This is a genomic window from Streptomyces sp. NPDC047117 (assembly GCF_040643545.1).
GTDB lineage: Bacteria > Actinomycetota > Actinomycetes > Streptomycetales > Streptomycetaceae > Streptomyces.
The window spans coordinates 246027-261613 of the sequence record NZ_JBEYUN010000007.1; the positions used below are offsets into that span (position 1 = coordinate 246027).

The window sequence follows — 15587 nt, forward strand, 5'->3', positions numbered from 1 at the left end:
CGGCTGGGGCGTGCGCGCCGGGGCGTGCCTGCTCTCGCCGGCTCAGTTGGGGTCGATGCCCTTGGAGCGCAGCCAGGGCAGCGGGTCTATCGCGTCGCCACCGCCCGGGTGCACCTCGAAGTGCAGGTGGGGGCCGGTGGAGTTACCGGAGTTGCCCGAGTACGCGATCACGTCGCCGGCCTTCACCGTGCCCGAGCGGATCTTGGCGCTGCTGAGGTGGCAGTACCAGGTCTCCGTGCCGTCCGGCGCGGTGATCTCCACCATGTTGCCGTAGGCGGGGTTCCACTTGGTGACGACGGTACCGTCGGTCGCGGCCATCACGGGCGTGCCGTAGCTGACCGGGAAATCGATCCCGGAGTGCAGCGACATCCAGTTGACGCCGGCCTGCCCGTAGAGGGCGCTGAGCCCGTGCTGCTTGACCGGGAGCGCGAACTTGGGGCGCAGCGCCTCCTTGCGCGCCGCTTCCTCGGCTTTGCGCTTCTTCTCGGCGGCCGCCCGGGCCTGCAGGTCGAGACGTTCCTGCGTACGGCTGGCACGGTCGGCGAAGTCGTTCGCGTCGGCGCTGAGGTTCGACAGCTGGGAGTCCAGCTTGTTGTTCGCGGCCGACGGCTTCACGGCCGAGGCGTCCGACGCGGCCTGTACGGCGGTGTCGTCGTCCTTGTCGGTCGCGCCGGAGACGGAGGCCGCGGCCACGGCGCACACGCCCATGGCGGCCACGGACGGCACCGCGACGGTCAGCAGCGCGGACTTCTTCGCCGGGCGGCGCCGGCTCCGGCCGCCGCTCCCCTGCGCCTCGCGCCGGGCGGCCCGGCGCCCGCCGGGAGCAGCCCCGGAGGGGCCGTCGAGGCCGCCCTCGGGGGAGACGGCGGGGGTGGGGATGATCGCGGTGACGGCGGAGTGGAGGTCGCCGTCCTCGCCGGCGCCGTTCCCGGCGTCGGCCGCGGCCAGGTCGTCGGGCGTGAAGACGGCGGTGGACTCGGCAGCACCCTCGGGGGCCGCGCCCTGCACGTGCTCGACGGCATCGAACTGCGCGGTCTCGAACTGGGACGGGTCGAGGTGGGTCGGGTCGAGCTGCCCGGCTTCGAACTGTCCGGTGTCGAACTGGGACGGGTCGAGCTGCCCGGCATCGAATTGCCCGGTGTCGAACTGTCCGGAGTCGTACGGGCCCGTGCCGAACTGCGTCGCCTCGAACTGGTTCGCCTCGAACTGTGCGCCCTGATAGGCCGCCTCGTACTCCTCGGCGCCGGCCCAGGCCTCGCCGTCCCACTGCCCGGTGTCGGTGCCGGCCCCGGCGTCCTGCTGCCCGTACCCGGCGTACGCACCGGTGGCGTCGTAGGTACCGGCGGCATCGTAGGCACCGGTGGTGTCGTACGAGCCGGTGTCGTACGTGGTGTTCGGGTCGTACGCCCCGGTGTCGTACGTACCGGTGCTGTCGTACGCGCCGTACGCATACGGGTCGTAGCTGCCGGTTCCGTACCCCGTGGCGTACGTACCGGTGTCGTACGTCCCGTTCGAGTCGTACGCACCGCTCACGTCGTAGCTGCCGGTCTCGTACGCTCCGCCGTCGTGCGTCGTCCCGCCGTCGTAGGACACCGTGCCGTAGGCGCCGGTGTCGTAGGCGGCCGCTTCGTACATGGTCGGGTCGTACGCCCCGGCGGCATACGCACCCGTGTCGTACGTTCCGGTGGTGTACCCGTCGTACGCGGCGTAACCGAGCTGGGGGTCCTGCTGCCCGTGCGGCTCGTATCCGGGATGGGACCCGTACGAGGCGTCAGCAGCAGAGCCGGTCGGGTCTGGGTTCCCCGACGGGTGACGGTCGTTCACCACCAACTTCTCTTTCGCCTCGGCAGCAGGAGAATTAGCGGCGACTGTACCCGGCGGTATGCGACGGCGACAATCTTCCGTAGGTTTCGGGCCCTTCCAGACCGGGCATTTGGCCGTCTTTCGGAGGACGCCACACAGGTTCTTGGCGCCACGTTCGAAGAATGTTCGAGATCAATTGGCGTAGCCGTCGGCTTCGGCGCGCGCTTCGGCCACCTGCGCCGACGCCCGGAACGAGCAGGTCGGAGCAGGTCGTGGCAGTTCTGGGGAGTTCAGGCCACGGACGCCCGGTCGGGGGCGGCGGCTTCCGGCGGGGCGCCGGTCTGCTCCGGCTGGCCCGGATTGAGCGGATCCGCGGCGGCCAGCGCTTCGCGGATGCCGGCGGCGACCGCGCCGTTGACCGGAAAGGCGAGATGTCCGACACCGGAGACATGAACGTTCCGGGTGCGGAGATCATCATGATCGATCCGTGCCGTCTCCACCGGGACCATCATCTGATCGAGATCACTCCAGAAGCAGACGAAATGCGTCCGGCAATTCGGCGCCGGCGCGGCCAACTCCTTGATCACGTCGGAATCCGTCCGCATCTGGCGCACGAGCGGATGCGCGGGCAGCAGCGACGCGAGCCGGGTGCCGCCGTGCGGGGTGCCGAGCGTGACCAGCGTCCGGATCCGCGCGTCGCCGCCCAGTCGCTGGACGTAGTACCGCGCGATCAGCCCGCCGAGGCTGTGGCCCACCATGTCGATGCGGCGGTGCCCCGTGCGCGCGCAGACGTCCTCCACGTGGCGGCCCAGCAGCTCGGCGGCCTTGCGGATGTCGCACGTAAGAGGGGAGTAGTTGAGCGCCTCCAGGTGACGCCAGCCGTGCCGGCGCAGGGAACGGCGCAGCAGTACGAAGACGGAACGGTTGTCGATGAAGCCGTGCAGCAGGAGCACCGGCGGATGCGACCGCCCCTCGGTGGGGAGGAGGGCGGGCGCGGGCAGGCGGTCGGGGCCGGTGCCGGTGTCGGCGCCGATGCGGGAGCCGGCTCCGGTCTTGGCGCCGGTCCCGGTCGTGGCCTCGGCTCCGGTCTTGGCGTCGGCCCCGGTCCCGGTCAGCGGCTTGGAGCGCGCCCCCGCGCGCGTCCCGGTCCGCGCCTCGGGACCTGTCGGAGCCGTGGCCTCCGCCGCGGCCCCTCTCCGCGCCTCGTTTCGGGTCCGCGCATTGGCGTGCGTCCGGTCCGCGTCGGTGGACCACGGCCCGGCGGCCTTCCGCGCTCTCGAACCGGCACTGATGCCGGTGGCCGCCCCGACGGCGCCGATGGCGGTGCCGGCCATGTCGGTCGTGCCGACACTCGCATCGGTTGTGTCGGCATCCGCGTCGGCGGTGTCGATGGCCGCATCGAGGGTGTCGGTGATGTCGATGACCGCGTCGTCGAGGGGGGGATCAGTATGTCCGTCCGCGGCGGCGTCGGCGGCCGCCCGGGCGTGCGCCGCGGCTGCGGCGGCCTGCTCCTGCGAGACGCCCATGGGATACAGCAACAGGTGCCCCGCGAGCACCGCCAGCTCCCAGACCGTGACGCGCAGCCTGGCGGCGGAGGGGCGGATCAGACAGCAGAGAAAGGGCAAGGCCTTCATCGGCCGACCTCCCGAACGGCATGGGGAGGACGCCTCTGTCCCCCGTCATGCCCTCATGGGGAGCCGTTGGGTGCGTACACGGTCCCCGTACACCGTGCTCGCCTGTGACGTCCTGATACCGGTACGGGACGCCGGCGCTCTCGCCGACGTGTGTCCCCGCTGCTCCTGCGTCCGTACTGCTGTGTGTCCGTACGTGACGCGATACCAGTTCCCCGCACTCCGTGCGTGTGCATAGGGCCTGTACGTACCCGAAGTGCGCACCTCCGTGCCGCGCGGCTCACGACGCGGCGGTGCGACGACCTGCTGCGGCTCCCTGCGCCGTCCGCAGACACCCCCGCCGCCTCGCGGCGGCGGTTGGTGTGAGGCGTACGGCGCGTAGCGAACGTGTCCCACGTGTGATTTCCCCCTCCCTCCATGTCGCGAAACGGCTCCGTACGCGATGCTGGCGATAACGTTCGTTCACGCTGGCGGCCGCCCGGGCGGCCGCTCATTCGGTTGTCGGCTCGACGGCACTGGTCAAGGCACGTGCCGCGCTTGGCTTGGAGGCAGTGATGGGTGTGACCGGTCCGATCCGTGTGGTGGTGGCCAAGCCGGGGCTCGACGGCCATGACCGTGGTGCCAAGGTCATCGCACGAGCGCTGCGTGACGCGGGTATGGAGGTCATCTACACCGGGCTCCACCAGACCCCGGAGCAGATCGTCGACACCGCGATCCAGGAGGACGCCGACGCGATCGGCCTCTCGATCCTCTCGGGGGCGCACAACACCCTCTTCGCGCGGGTGATCGAACTGCTCAAGGAGCGCGACGCGGAGGACATCAAGGTCTTCGGCGGCGGCATCATCCCGGAGGCCGACATCCCCCCGCTCAAGGAGCTGGGCGTCGCCGAGATCTTCACCCCCGGCGCCACGACCGCCTCCATCGTCGACTGGGTCAACACCCACGTCCGCCAGCTGACAGCCTGACCGCCCGGCAGCCCGGCCGAGAGCCCGGCCGACTGTCCGGTCGCCTGTCCGGCCGGCTATCGGGTCGCCTGTCCGGCGGGCTGCCCGCAGGGACGGCGCCGCCCCGGGGCTCATGACGCCGCTCCGGTGCTCATGACGCCGCTCCGGGGCTCATGGGGCTGCCGGTCCCTGTGGTCGGTGTCGGCTGCCCGGCCAGTTCGGCGTGCATCGTGGCGCGGAGCCGAAGGGTGCCGACGAGGCGCTGGAAGGCCTCGGACCAGTAGCCGTCGGCGCCCGGCGAGCCGTCCTCCGGCTCGTCGCCCCGGGCCGTGAGCTTGTCGAGCCGATCGGCGGCGGCCGGGTCCAGGCACCGTTCGGCCAGCCCCATCACGCCGCTGAAACTCCACGGGTAACTCCCGGCGTCCCGCGCGATGTCCAGCGCGTCCACCACCGCCGTACCGAGCGACTCCGTCCACGGCACGGCACACACCCCCAGCAGCCGGAACGCGTCCGACAGCCCGTGCGACGCGATGAACTCCGCCACCCATGTGCCGCGTTCCCCCTCCGGCAGCACCCCGAGCAGCTTCGCGGTGTCGCGCGACGATCCGGCCTCCGTGGCGGCGGGGCCCGCGTTCATGGGCGCGGCGTCCGGTATCGAGGAGGGCCGGTCGGCCGCCATGGACGGCGTGCCCAGGAGGGCCCGCGCCCAGGCGGTGTCGCGCTGGCGCACCGCCGCGCGGCACCAGGCGTCGTGCACCTCCGTACGCCGCCCCTCTGCCACCGGCAGTGCGACGATCTCCGCCGGACCGCGACCGCCCAGGTGCCCGGACCAGGCGTCCAGCGGCGCCGACTCCAGCAACTGGGCCAGCCACCAAGCGCGTTCACCCCGCCCGGCCGGCGCCTTGGCCACCACCCCGTCCCGCTCCATCCCCGCGTCGCAGCCCCTCGGCGCCTCCACGACGACGACCGGGCCGCCGCCTTCCTCGTCCCCCGCCGCCTCGAGCCGCAGGCAGGCCGTCGCGCGGGCCGCCATACGGGTGGCCAGGGCGGCGCCGGGGAGTGCGGACAGCAGCTCCGCAGCGGTGGCCCGGACATTCCGGCTGCGGTCGGAGAGCGCCTTCTCCAGGAACGGCTCGTCCGCCGCCGACAGGCCCTCCCGGAGCGAATCCAGGAACATCAGCCGGTCCTCGGCCCGTTCGGTGGACCACGTACTCGCGATCAGCTCCAGCCCCGCCGCCGGATCCAGGCGCCGGGTCGCCGACAGCAGCGCCACCCGCTCCGCGAACAGCCCCTCCTCCCAGAGGCGGCGACCGGCCTCCTGATCCCCGCGGGCCGGGATCGCCGCCGCCCCGCCGATGCCGCGCAGCGCGAACTTCCAGTCGTCGTTCAGCCGCGCCAGCCACAGCGCGCCCGGCCCGGCCAGCGCGAGCGCGGCGGGCCGCAGATCCGTACGGGCCCGCGCCGCGTCCAGCAGCGCGGGCAGCAGTGCGGCAGGCGCGCGGTACCCCCGCTCCCCGGCTGCCGCGAGCCACTGCGGCAGCAGTTCCGTCAGGTCGGGGGCCGCGCCGCGCCGGCTGCCGGTGTGCCCGCCCCGGTCGGCCAGCAGCAGCGCGAGCCTCCGCCGCGCCGCGTCCGGCAATTCGGGCCGCGGGTCGGGCGGGGCCGGAGCGGGGCGCTCCGCCGCGGGTGCGGGACGCAGCCCGGCCCGCCGCCGTACGGTGCTCACCGCCGCCGCGTCCAGCAGCGCGGCGGCCGCCTCCTGGCCCACGCGCATCGGCACGTCCGGCGTACGCCGGTCCGTCCCGAGCAGCGCGGCACTCACCAACTCTCCCCAGGGAGCGCCGTTCCCACGTGTCCCTCGCACATCACTCACGGCTTCCGAACCCCTCCCGTTACCGACTTCCTGCTGCCTGCTCGACTGCCTGCCTGATCGGCTCTTCCCGCCTCATCGGCTGCCTGCTTGATCGACTGCCTGAGGGGCCCGACCGGTGCCGACCGCCCGAGGGGCGGGGCCCCTCCGCTCACCCCCGTCGCGTGCCGCCGCCGACCCCCCTCCGGCCGGCGGCGGCACGCCGTTCCCCCGTTCCCCCCTCTGAGCGGCGGCGCGCCGACACCCCCCGTTCCCCCGTCGGGCGGCGCGCCGCTTCCCCCGTTGCCCCTCAGAGCGCCACCGGGGCCGGATCCCATGTCGTCAGTGGGACGAAGCCGCGGTGGCCGCACTCGCCGAAGACGGTGACGGGACCGCCGCCGGATATCGACGCGAGCTGCCACAGTCCCGGGCCGCCCGCGCAGCGCGGATCCACCGGCAGCGCCGACTCGCCGTCCACGTCGGCCAGTTGCCAGCCGGTGCCCGGCTGCCCGGGTGCCGGCGGCCGGGCCGGTATCGGTACGACGTCGGCGAGCACCACCGGCCACGAGTCCAGCCACGGGTCGTCGCGCAGCGCGTCCCCGTACGCGGCGAGCGCGGCGTCCGTGCCGCACCCGGCCGGGACGCCTCCCGGCACGGCCGGCGCGTACCGCTCGCCCAGGGTGACGCGCAGCGGGCGGGCGCCGGGGTGGTAGGTCAGGTCGGCGTCCAGGACGAGCCCCGGCGGCAGGGCGAGTTCGTGCGCCCGCCCCGGGCCGGCGAAGGACAGATGCAGTGCCATCCGGCCCGTCCGCTCGCCCCTCATCCATATGCGCCGCGTGGTCAACTTCCCCTGCGGGCCTTCCTCGCGATCCTGCTGCGCCAGCACCAGCCACCGGTCCCGGACCGTCCGCTCCCGAGAACCCTCGTTCCGAGAACCCTCGGCGGAGCCGTCCGGAGCGTCTTCCGCGGCGCCGGCACCGGACACATCGGCCGGTAGCCCCACTCGTGAGCGGACCGTGGCCGCCAGCGGCTCCGGAAGCCGCTCGATACCAAGGAACCCCTCGTCGAGGAGGTGGAGCAGCGCGCATTCCTCCAGCAGCCGGGACGGCCAGTCGGCACCGGACCCCGGGATGGAACCCAACTCCCGTACCCCGGCCGCCAGTCCGGGCGCCTGCGCGTCGACCATCCGGGCCGCCGTCTCGTCCCAGCTGCCGTACCCCGCACGGTCCGCCGCGGCCAGCCCCGACCGCAGCAGATCCGCGAGCCTGCGCTCCAACTCCTCGGCCCCCGCGCCGATTCGCTCCGCCCGGCGTTCCGCCCGCCTGCGCGCCGCGTCCGGGTCGGCGAGGCCCTTGCTCCCCTTGTCGCCCTTGCCCCCGTCCTTGTCCCCCTTGCCCGGCCGGTCCTCGCGGTGCTCGCGCCGCCCGGACAGCCACTCGGCCACCCACCGCGGCGGCTCACCGGCCGGCACCACCGCCTCGGCATCCCCCTCGGAACCGTCTTCCCCCGCCCACAGCAACAGCAGCCCCAGCGCGTGCTTGCACGGGAACTTCCGGCTCGGGCAGCTGCACTTGAAGGCAGGCCCCGTTGTGTCCGTCATCGTGCGGTACGGAGTGCCGCCGCTCCCTTTGCACACGCCCCATACCGCTCCCTCGCCCGCGCCCGTCCCCGACCACGGGCCGGGTGTCGCGAGCTTTCCGCCGGCCTTGCGCGACGCCGCGTCGGGCGCCACCGCCAGCACCTGTTCGGTCGTCCAGCGTTCCCCCTGCGCTCGGGGTTTCGGGGTCTGCTCCCCGTCCGTTCCCAGCATGGTGAAAACGCTAGACCCAGCCACTGACAATCGCTCTGACCTGCATGTTTGTCACGCCGGGGCCGATTGTCAGTGGCATGGTGCAGTCTGGAATCCGCAAGCGGCCCGCGGGTTGCGGGGTGCGGGCCGAACGGCCTGGGACGAGGGGGAGTCATGTCTTACGCGATGACGGAGAACGGCGCGGGAAGCGGTCGCGGGACGGCGGCCGAGGCCGGGTCGGCGGAAGGTTCGGGAGCGGTCATCCGGCCGCACGCAGAAGATGCATTCGCAAATGAACTGTCCGCGCTGGCGGCCGCGGACGACCGGCCGCGGCCCGCGCGCTGGCGCCTCTCGCCGTGGGCGGTGGCGACGTATCTGCTCGGCGGCACGCTCGCCGACGGGACGGTCATCACGCCCAAGTACGTCGGCCCGCGCCGCATCGTCGAGGTGGCCGTCACCACCCTCGCGACCGACCGCGCGCTGCTGCTCCTCGGCGTTCCCGGCACGGCCAAGACCTGGGTGTCGGAGCATCTCGCCGCGGCGGTCAGCGGCGACTCCACGCTGCTGGTCCAGGGCACGGCCGGCACGCCGGAGGAGGCGATCCGGTACGGCTGGAACTACGCGCAGCTGCTCGCGCACGGCCCCAGCCGGGACGCGCTGGTGCCGAGCCCCGTGATGCGGGCGATGGCGGAGGGCATGACCGCGCGGGTCGAGGAACTGACGCGGATCCCGGCGGACGTGCAGGACACGCTCATCACCGTGCTGTCGGAGAAGACGCTGCCCATACCGGAGTTGGGCCAGGAGGTGCAGGCCGTACGCGGTTTCAACCTCATCGCCACCGCCAACGACCGCGACCGCGGAGTCAACGAACTCTCCAGCGCGCTGCGTCGCCGCTTCAACACCGTCGTGCTGCCGCTGCCGGCCACGCCTGAGGACGAGGTGGACATCGTCACGCGCCGTGTCGAGCAGATCGGCCGCTCGCTGGACCTGCCGGCGGCGCCGGACGGCATGGACGAGATCCGCCGGGTGGTCACGGTCTTCCGCGAGCTGCGGGACGGCCTGACGGCGGACGGGCGGACGAAGCTCAAGTCGCCGTCCGGGACGCTCTCCACGGCCGAGGCGATCTCCGTCGTCACCAACGGGCTGGCGCTGGCCACGCACTTCGGAGACGGCGTGCTGCGGCCGGCGGACGTGGCCGCGGGCATCCTCGGAGCGGTCGTGCGCGACCCGTCGGCCGACCGTGTCATCTGGCAGGAGTACCTGGAGTCGGTCGTCCGCGAGCGCGACGGCTGGAAGGACTTCTACCGCGCCTGCCGGGAGGTGAGCGCATGACGGAACACGGCACGGGGGAGCGCCGGGCGGAAGGCCCGTGGCTGCTCGGAGTGCGGCACCACGGGCCCGGCTCGGCCCGTGCGGTCGGCGCGGCCCTGGCACAGTGCGAGCCGAAGGCACTGCTCATCGAGGGGCCGCCGGAGGCTGACGCGCTGGTGGCGCTGGCCGCCGACGAGGAGATGCGGCCGCCGGTCGCGCTCCTGGCGCACGTGACCGACGACCCGGGGCGCGCCGCGTTCTGGCCGCTGGCGGAGTTCTCCCCGGAGTGGGTGGCGCTCCAGTGGGCACTGCGACGCGGCATCCCGGTGCGCTTCATCGACCTCCCGGCGGCGCACTCCCTCGCGGGAGCGGGGACGGAAGCGGGGGAGGGAGCGGGAGAGGAGGCGGCCGGAGAGCCGGACCGAGGCAGCGACCAGACGCTGGACCGGGGCAGCGACCGGGAGGTGGGCGGCGACCCGCGGGTGGACGCCCGTGCGGACGCTCGGGTCGATCCGATCGGGGTGCTTGCGGAGGCGGCCGGGTACGACGACGCGGAGCGCTGGTGGGAGGACGTGGTCGAGCACCGCGGCACGGGCGGCAGCGGCAACCCCGGCGATTCCGGTGACGCCCTGGCGCCGTTCGAGGCGCTGGCCGAGGCGATGGGGGCGCTGCGGGAGGGGTACGAGGAGGGCGCGGACTCCCGCGACGCCGTACGCGAAGCCCACATGCGGCTCCGACTGCGCGACGCGCGGCGGGAGTTCGGGGACGACGTCGCGGTCGTCTGCGGTGCCTGGCACGTACCGGCGCTCACCCGCCGTACGACCGTCACCGCCGACCGCGCCCTCCTCAAGGGCCTGCCGAAGGCGAAGGTGTCGGTCACCTGGGTGCCCTGGACGCACCGCAGGCTGGCGCGGAACAGCGGGTACGGGGCCGGGATCGCGTCGCCCGGCTGGTACGGCCACCTCTTCGCCAGCCCCGACCGCCCCATGGAGCGCTGGCTGACCAAGGTCGCGGGCCTGCTCCGGGAGGAGGACTACGCGGTCTCCACCGCCCACGTCATCGAGGCGGTACGGCTCGCCGAGTCGCTCGCGGCGATGCGCGGGCGTCCGCTCGCGGGGCTCACCGAGGCCGAGGACGCGGTGCGCGCCGTGATGAGTGACGGCTCGGACGTGCCCGCCTCGCTGGTCCACGACCGCCTGGTGGTCGGGGATGTGCTCGGCGAGGTGCCGCAGGCCGCGCCCGCCGTGCCGCTCCAGCGGGACATCGCCCGCCACCAGCGTTCCCTGCGCCTCAAGCCGGAGGCGAAGGAGCGCGACCTGGAGCTCGACCTGCGCAAGGAGACCGACGCCGCGCGCAGCCGCCTGTTGCACCGGCTGCGGCTGCTGGACATCCCGTGGGGGGCGCCCGCCGACTCGCGGGCGAGTACGGGCACGTTCCGGGAGACCTGGCGGCTGCGCTGGGAGCCGGAGCTGTCGGTGCGGGTCGCGGAGGCGGGCATCTGGGGCACGACCGTGCTCGCCGCCGCCACGGCGCGGGCGGCCTCCGACGCCAGGGACGCCGGCGCGCTCGCCGAGGTCACGGCGCTGGCCGAGCGCTGCCTGCTCGCCGAACTGCCGGACGCGCTGCCGGTGGTGATGCGGGTGCTGGCGGACCGGGCCGCGCTCGACGCCGATGTCGGCCATCTCGCCCAGGCACTGCCCGCGCTGGTGCGGTCGGTGCGGTACGGCGATGTGCGGGGTACGGACGCGGCGGCGCTGCGCGAGGTCGCGGTCGGCCTGGCCGAGCGGGTCTTCGTGGGCCTGCCACCGGCCTGCGCCTCGCTGGACGCGGAGGGCGCGGCGGAGATGCGTACACATCTCGACGCAACGCGGCAGGCGGTGGCGCTGCTGGCGCACACGGAGCGGAGCGCGTCGGAGCCGCGGGAGGAGAGCGGCGCGGGGGCGGGACTGCGGGAGCGCTGGACGGCCGTGCTGCGCGTGCTGGCCGAGCGGGAGGCGATACCGGGACTCATCCGGGGACGTGCGGCGCGGATGCTCGTCGACGACGGGGCGTTGGACGGCGGCGAGGGTCAGGAGCACGGCAGCGGAGCGTCGGTGGACGGGGGCGCCGGGCGGCTCATGGGGCTCGCGCTCTCGCCCGGGGTGCCGCCGGCGGACGCCGCGGCCTGGATCGAGGGGTTCGTCGGGGGCGGTGCGGGCGGGGGGATGCTGCTGATCCACGACGAGCGGCTGCTCGGGCTGGTGGACGACTGGCTGACGCGGGTTCCGGGGGAGGCGTTCACGGACGTACTGCCGTTGCTGCGCCGGACGTTCTCGCAGTTCGAGCCGGGGGTGCGGCGCACGCTCGGGGAACTGGCCCGACGCGGGCCGGTCGCCCCGGGAACGCCGGGCGGCGGCACGGCGGCCGGTCGTGGCGCGGCCGGCACCGGAGAGGAGGCGGCGGCCCCCGGCTTCGGCCCCGGCCTGGACCGCGACCGCGCCGCGGCCGTCCTGCCGACGCTGCACGCCCTGCTGGGCCAGGGCGACGGGCAAGCCCCGCTGGGCATGGGCGCCGAGGGCGAAGCCCGCCGCCTCACCACCACAGCGAAGGGCACCACCACTGCGACAGGCGCCACCACAGCGAAGGGCACCACCAGGGCGCAAGACGTCACCACAGCGAAGGGGGAGAAGGGATGACGGCGGAGGCCGCGGAGACGGCGGACGGTACGGGGTCGGCCGAGGAGCGGATGCGGCGCTGGCGGCTGGTGCTCGGTGGGGGAGAGGGCGACGGGACCGGGTGCGAATTGCGTGGGCGGGACGCCGCGATGGACGGTGCGCTCGGGGCGCTGTACGGCGAAGGACCCGGATCCGGCGGGCCGGGCGGCCCGGGCGGGCGCGACGGCCGGAAGGGCGGCGGGACACGGTCGGCGGGGCTGGGCGGTTCCGCGCCCGCCGTGGCGCGCTGGCTCGGCGACATCCGGCGCTACTTCCCCACCTCCGTCGTCCAGGTGATGCAGCGTGACGCGATCGACCGGCTCGGCCTGTCGGCGCTGCTGCTGGAGCCGGAGATGCTCGAGGCCGTGGAGGCCGACGTGCATCTGGTCGGCACGCTGCTCTCGCTGCACAAGGCGATGCCCGAGACGACGAAGGAGACCGCACGGGCGGTCGTACGGCAGGTCGTCGAGCAGTTGGAGAAGCGGCTGGCGACCCGGACGCGGGCCACCCTGACGGGCGCGCTGGACCGGTCGGCGCGCATCAGCCGGCCGCGCCACCGCGACATCGACTGGGATCGCACCATCCGCGCGAATCTCAAGAATTACCTCCCCGAGTACCGAACGGTCGTGCCGGAACGGCTGATCGGTTATGGGCGAGCAGCACAGTCGGTCAAGAAGGAGGTCATCCTCTGCATCGATCAATCCGGTTCGATGGCGGCGTCCGTCGTGTACGCCTCGGTGTTCGGCGCGGTGCTCGCGTCCATGCGGTCGCTCGCCACCAGGCTGGTGGTGTTCGACACCTCGGTCGTGGATCTCACCGACCAGATCGAGGACCCGGTGGACGTGCTCTTCGGTACGCAGCTGGGCGGCGGCACGGACATCAATCGTGCGCTGGCGTACTGCCAGTCGCGGATCAACCGGCCCACCGAGACGGTGGTCGTGCTGATCAGCGACCTGTACGAGGGCGGGATACGCCACGAGATGCTGAAGCGGGTGGCCGCCATGAAGGCGTCCGGTGTGCAGTTCGTGACGCTGCTGGCGCTGTCGGACGAGGGCGCGCCCGCGTACGACCGGGAGCACGCGGCGGCTCTGGGCGCGCTGGGGGCACCGGCGTTCGCCTGTACGCCCGACCTCTTCCCGGAGGTGATGGCGGCCGCGCTGGAGAAGCGGCCGCTGCCGGTACCCGACACGACGGCGTGACGGCCCGAACCGCTCCGGCGGACCGAACTGCTCGAACGGCCCGAACGGCCCACGCCGACGACGACAGTCACCGTCCATGACGACAACACCACCGTCCACGACGACGAGGCCGTACCGGGTACCGGATTCCTCGGCCGTCCCGGAACCGGATTCCTCGGCCGTACCGGAACCGGAATCCTCCACCGGCCGCCCACCTCCCCCGACACACCGGCGTGTTCGCAGGTCGTACACCCTTTCGCCACTGTCGATACCGGACATGGCGGAGTAACGGTGACAGGTGGCACAGGGGACTTGCGCGGCCCCTGGCTGCTCGTGCAAGGATCGGTGCATCGCTCGATCACCCGCGACGTGCCGGTTGATCCGGGGTGCCTGACGCCCTGGTCCCGGTCGCGGTCCTTCCGGGAAGGTCCCCCTTGTCTGCTGTGCTCGCTCTGCCTGCCGTTGTGCGCCTGTCGCGCACCGTGGCCGTGCGGCGTGCGCTGCTGACCGGGCTCTTCCTCGTCGGGTTCGTCGCTCTCGCCGTCGCGTTCGGCGGCGGCACCGCACACGCGGCGGACAGCACCGAGCAGGCGCAGGGTGCCTTCACGAAGGCCACCAGCACCACCGACGACACCGGCACCGCCACAGACAGCACCGGCTCCGCCGTCACCACCGGTTCGACCACCACCGCCACCCCCACCGACGGGCGTTCGCCGCTCGTCGGCTCGGGGGACGCGCTGGGGCGGGACGCCGGCGAGGCGGCCGCGGAGCCGGAGGCGGGTGTCGCGCAGCAGGCCGGTGCCCGGCTCTCCGAGGGCGCGCAGGCGTCCGAGGAGCGGCTCGGCGAGACCGTACGCCCGCTCGCGGAGCGCCTGAAGCCCGTCACCGACCCGGTCACCGCTCCGGTGCACGACGTCGTCAGCGGCGTGGGTCAGGCGACCGGCCTCCCGGTCCGGCTGCCCGGCGAAATCGCTGGTCAGGACCGCAGTGGCGGCGAGCGGGCGCAGCACGGTGACGTACGGGACGGCGGCCGGCAGCACATGGCCGCGCCCGAGCGGTGCGGCACGGACCGTACCGGCGACGACCGGCTGACGGGTCCCTCCGGGGACGCCGCCGGTCAGGACCGTACGGCCGCGCGTGCCACCTCCGGTGACGCCGGCGACGGACACGGCCGCGGCGGACTGCCCGGCCAGCTCCCGCAGGGACCGGCCGCGCCGGCCTCGCACACCACCGGGGACGGCAACGGCCCCCGGAGCGGGGACCAGCACGCGGTCCTGCCGGGCGGACAGCCGCACTTCGGGCTGGTGCCCGGCGGCGTACGGGCCGCGGGCGGTGCGCCGACCCGCGAGCGCAGCACCGACATCCTCGAATTCCCGGGTTAGGGCAGACCTCCCGCCGGATTCCCACCGCATACGCGCCTTCGCCGACGTACGGCGAGCGCAGGGATCCGACGGCCGTCAGCTCCTCCAGACCTGCCGCGCGGGGGCGGGACAGGTCTGCCCGACACATCCCTGGAATCCGAAGGGCTCATCGCCATCATGCGCAAGAACATCCGCCGTTCCATCGTCGTCGCCGCTGCCGCCACCGGTCTGCTGGCCCTGGGCGCCACCGGCGCCAGCGCCGCCGAGCTGCCCGTCGACGCTCCCGACACCGGCGCCCTGACCGGCACGGTCCAGAAGACCGCCGACGGGGCGACCGGCACCGTCGGGAAGACCGTGGGCGGTACGGTCGGCAAGGTGACCGGCGCGCTCGGCGGCGGTGACGTGCACACCATGGACGGCCTGCCCGCCACCGGTGGCCTGACCGACGGTCTGACCGGCGACGCGCTGCCCACCGACGGGCTCGGCGACGTGACCGGCACCGTGAACGGCGTGCAGAAGAAGGCCGACCTGAACAAGGTCACCAAGACCGTCAAGGGCGCCGGCAAGGTCGCCGACACCGTCAAGGGCGCGGGCAAGGCCACCAAGACCGTCGGCAAGGTGGCGAAGACCGCCGAGGGCACCGTCGGCCAGGTCCAGGACACCGCCGGTGGCCGCCTGCCCGCCGTGCCGTTCCTGCCCGTCGAGGGCGTTCCCGCCCTCGACCTGCGCAGCCTGCCGGTCGAGGTCCCCGCGGCCGAGCTGCCCAGCGGCCTGCCGACCGACCAGCTCCCCGCGGACCTGCCCACCGGCCTCTCGACCGACACGCTCCCGGCCGACCTGCCCACCGGCCAGCTGCCCGTCGCTCTGCCGACCGACAAGCTCCCGGCCGACCTGCCCACCGGCCAGCTGCCCGTCGCTCTGCCGACCGACCAGCTCCCGGCCGACCTGCCCACCGGCCAGCTGCCCGTCGCTCTGCCGACCGACAAGCTCCCGGCCGACCTGCCCACCGGCCAGCTGCCCGTCGCTCT

At 73.9% G+C, this 15587-nt stretch carries 9 protein-coding genes and 1 pseudogene; 6 read left to right on the forward strand and 4 right to left on the reverse strand.

Annotated elements, in window-relative coordinates:
* Positions 1-42 precede the first annotated feature (42 nt).
* Both ABZ840_RS15985 and ABZ840_RS15990 read right to left on the reverse strand, forming a co-directional pair.
* Positions 43-1824, reverse strand: coding sequence for a M23 family metallopeptidase (locus ABZ840_RS15985; protein WP_361559468.1), 1782 nt, complete (start codon positions 1822-1824; stop codon positions 43-45).
* Positions 1825-2093: 269 nt separating this feature from the next.
* Positions 2094-2837 (reverse strand): alpha/beta fold hydrolase, encoded by a 744-nt coding sequence (locus ABZ840_RS15990; protein WP_361559920.1) that lies wholly within the window; start codon positions 2835-2837, stop codon positions 2094-2096.
* Between the two features lie 1151 nt (positions 2838-3988).
* On the opposite strand from ABZ840_RS15990, the gene ABZ840_RS15995 reads away from it, so the two are divergent.
* Positions 3989-4399: a cobalamin B12-binding domain-containing protein gene (locus ABZ840_RS15995; RefSeq protein WP_361559471.1), complete on the forward strand. Its 411-nt coding sequence runs from the start codon at positions 3989-3991 to the stop codon at positions 4397-4399.
* Between the two features lie 130 nt (positions 4400-4529).
* On the opposite strand, the gene ABZ840_RS16000 is transcribed toward ABZ840_RS15995, so the two are convergent.
* On the reverse strand, positions 4530-6251 hold the full coding sequence (locus ABZ840_RS16000; protein WP_361559474.1) for a DUF5691 domain-containing protein: 1722 nt from the start codon (positions 6249-6251) through the stop codon (positions 4530-4532).
* Between the two features lie 286 nt (positions 6252-6537).
* Positions 6538-8037 (reverse strand): SWIM zinc finger family protein, encoded by a 1500-nt coding sequence (locus tag ABZ840_RS16005; protein WP_361559477.1) that lies wholly within the window; start codon positions 8035-8037, stop codon positions 6538-6540.
* Between the two features lie 153 nt (positions 8038-8190).
* Here ABZ840_RS16005 and ABZ840_RS16010 point away from each other — a divergent pair, with 153 nt between their 5' ends.
* From ABZ840_RS16010 to ABZ840_RS16030, 5 genes and pseudogenes are all read left to right on the forward strand, one after another.
* A complete protein-coding gene (locus ABZ840_RS16010; RefSeq protein WP_361559480.1) occupies positions 8191-9348 on the forward strand; it encodes an AAA family ATPase in 1158 nt (385 codons plus the stop codon).
* Complete coding sequence (locus tag ABZ840_RS16015; protein ID WP_361559483.1) at positions 9345-12002, forward strand: DUF5682 family protein; 2658 nt, start codon at positions 9345-9347, stop codon at positions 12000-12002. The genes ABZ840_RS16010 and ABZ840_RS16015 overlap by 4 nt, the downstream gene beginning before the upstream one ends.
* The gene (locus ABZ840_RS16020; protein WP_361559486.1) at positions 11999-13219 is read left to right on the forward strand and encodes a VWA domain-containing protein; all 1221 of its coding nucleotides are present in this window, start codon (positions 11999-12001) and stop codon (positions 13217-13219) included. The genes ABZ840_RS16015 and ABZ840_RS16020 overlap by 4 nt, the downstream gene beginning before the upstream one ends.
* 413 nt (positions 13220-13632) lie before the next feature.
* Positions 13633-14580, forward strand: coding sequence for a hypothetical protein (locus ABZ840_RS16025; protein WP_361559489.1), 948 nt, complete (start codon positions 13633-13635; stop codon positions 14578-14580).
* A 156-nt stretch (positions 14581-14736) separates the two neighbouring features.
* Positions 14737-15587: pseudogene (locus ABZ840_RS16030) on the forward strand (hypothetical protein); the annotation flags it as partial.